Here is a 2,455-nt window from a genome sequence, read left to right on the forward strand (position 1 = left end):
AATACGAATATTATTTACAACAATTTCAATTTAGAACGTATCAATGCTCCGCATGCGCCAGTTATTGTGCATAAGCCGACGCTCGCACCTGAAGCTGCAACCGCAACCCACTTAGTCGAGGAACCATCACCTTTTGTATCATCTGAATCATCTTCATACGCTTCATCAGATTCTTCGTTGTATTGCCTTGCACCTTGCAAAGCATGACGTTCAGTATTCTTAACAAAATCAGAGTTATTGACAGAACTATTTTTAGACTTATTGCCAGAATTATTATCTGTTCTTACGAAATTACGAATAGTCTGTCCACTTTTCTTAGAGCTCTTGTTCTTAGTATGAGTTCCGCCAGAAGTTCGTCGCGATGAATTATGTAACGATGTTCCGCTTGAATTTTCTGTTCTTGTAAAAGAACTAGAACCAGAACTAGCACCACTTTGCGTATTATTTTTAGAATTATTCTTACGATTAGTGCGGTTAGTCTTATTGCGATTCTTCTTTGTGCGCTTGAATTTTCTGTTGGATTTCTTAAAGAAATTAGATTCGAATTGGAATCCACCATTAGAACTAGATCCAAATAGTCCCGAATTTGCAGTGCCGCCGAATACACCTTTCAAAAAGTTCTTTCCACCAACAAAATGCTTAGTCTTATTTTTGCGCTTATTACGACGCTTCTCATGGTGCTTTTTCCCGTGAGAGTTCTCATCATCTTCAGAATCAGAACCACTTTGATCATCATCGCCATCATGGTTATGAGAGTGAGGAACACCTTTCATCTCAATAACATAATCGCAAAACTCATCAAACATTTTATTACGGTAAAGTTCACCGTTCTTTAAAACTAAGGAAGGACGAATCGTTGCACCTTGCATTGACGCATCAAGTTTTAGCTCCAACTTGCTGTTCACGGCACCAGGAATGCGCTTAAATTCGCTTTCTCCTTCCTTTTTTATCAACCAAACATAATCTTTGACTATGGAAGTTACTGGACTTGTCGGATCGTCAATTGGCGCACCGGTAACACCGTCGGTTGCAACATGAGGGTTAAGCAATACTGTTTTCGCGTGTAAAGTATCCCCTGGTTTGAAACGCTTATAAGGAGCAATTGCTTTTACTACAGGATGTCCGTCAGCACCGTGATCTTCAACGGCGATGGTTGCAGACGCAGTATCTTTGCCAACTTGCGTTTCACCTTCAGTTGCGTGAGCATACACTTTCATCTTGTTCATTGCAGGCTCAGCTGGAAGCTGCAATCTCTCAGCAAAAAGAGTGGTTCCATACGCGTCAGGACCTTCGTCAGCACGCACATATCTCCACTCAATACGAGCGCCCTTTGGTTTGTTAACTACTTTTAAGTCTAAACCACCATAACCTTCGTATGAATGATAATGCGGATGAGGTCCGGAATCACGAATATTGCCGATGCGCATATCGCCGCCATCGTCTTTATCCGTGTCTTTATGATCTTTGGAAGCTTCGTGCGCTTCTTCATCATCGTCAGGATTAATAAAATCACCGCGACGGTGCAAATCAAGCGTTTCCGTAATGCCAGAAGCAGGTACTTCGCCTGAATATGTATCTTCTACTTCAAAAGTGTATTCTGCAGGTTCGGTTGTGATCTGCTTTTTAGTGTTTTTATTTGTAATAGTTGCTGCCACTTTTAGTTTGTAAATGCCAGGTTGAGTAAATCCCCAGTTTGCATGCACGTGGCCAGCCGTATGTTGGTGAATTACGCCAGGTAACATAAATCGACTGCCATCAGTATCAGGTTCGTCGTCTAAATCATTCTCTTCAAATGATAATTTCTTCGAATTTTTTCCAATGCCATCGGTAGTCCAAAGCAGAATGCGCCCGTTCATTGGTCCAGTAACTTGCTGAATTGCAATATCTGCTGTTGCATCATCTGCGTGAGATGCGCCAACTAAAGATGCAGCATAACCTGTGTCCCAACCCGGGAAAAGAGGGTTTCCTTTTTGATTTCCGGAACTATCGAGATAGTAGTATTCAGTAGCGAGAGCAGGAAGTTGCGATTTTGTAGTGTACGTGCTTTTAGCTACGCGCAAAGTAGTGTTTTCAGGCTTTAAGAAAGTAGCAGCGTCTTTTTCGACGGCCATAATGAATTTACCATTGTATTGAATTGGGTAAAACACGTCTGTATGGCCATGACTTAGCACTTCCTTTTTTGTAGGATTGTATTTTTCGCCAAGATTACTATTTTCTAATGCAACTGCCGGTAAAGCTGCACTAAATCCTGATGCAAGCACCGCAAACGCAAGCACCACAACGCCGCACATCGCGAACGCGCGTTTTACCATATTCTTAATGACCTGAGTCATATTACTGTTTCGCTCTCTACACTTCATCTTCTCTATTTCGCCTATTCGCGCTCTTCTTTCACGAATGACTATTGAAGATATCTTTACAACGTCTATCAATAATAATAATGATTCCTGTCTCT

Annotated in this window: 1 protein-coding gene; it reads right to left on the reverse strand. The window is 41.5% G+C overall.

Going from position 1 to position 2,455, the window contains the following annotated elements; all coding sequences use genetic code 11:
• Positions 1-14: 14 nt before the first annotated feature.
• Entirely contained in the window at positions 15-2,333 is a 2,319-nt protein-coding gene (locus tag A5295_RS05850; RefSeq protein ID WP_064622144.1) for a choice-of-anchor M domain-containing protein, read from the reverse strand.
• Positions 2,334-2,455: the final 122 nt, after the last annotated feature.

Origin of the sequence: Gardnerella sp. 26-12 (genome assembly GCF_001660745.1) — a bacterium.
In the GTDB taxonomy this organism is placed as follows: domain Bacteria; phylum Actinomycetota; class Actinomycetes; order Actinomycetales; family Bifidobacteriaceae; genus Bifidobacterium; species Bifidobacterium swidsinskii.

Excerpts from the sequence above, each read along its gene's own strand:
- A5295_RS05850 (WP_064622144.1), bottom strand. The coding sequence starts at position 2,333 with ATGACTCAGGTCATTAAGAATATGGTAAAACGCGCGTTCGCGATGTGC.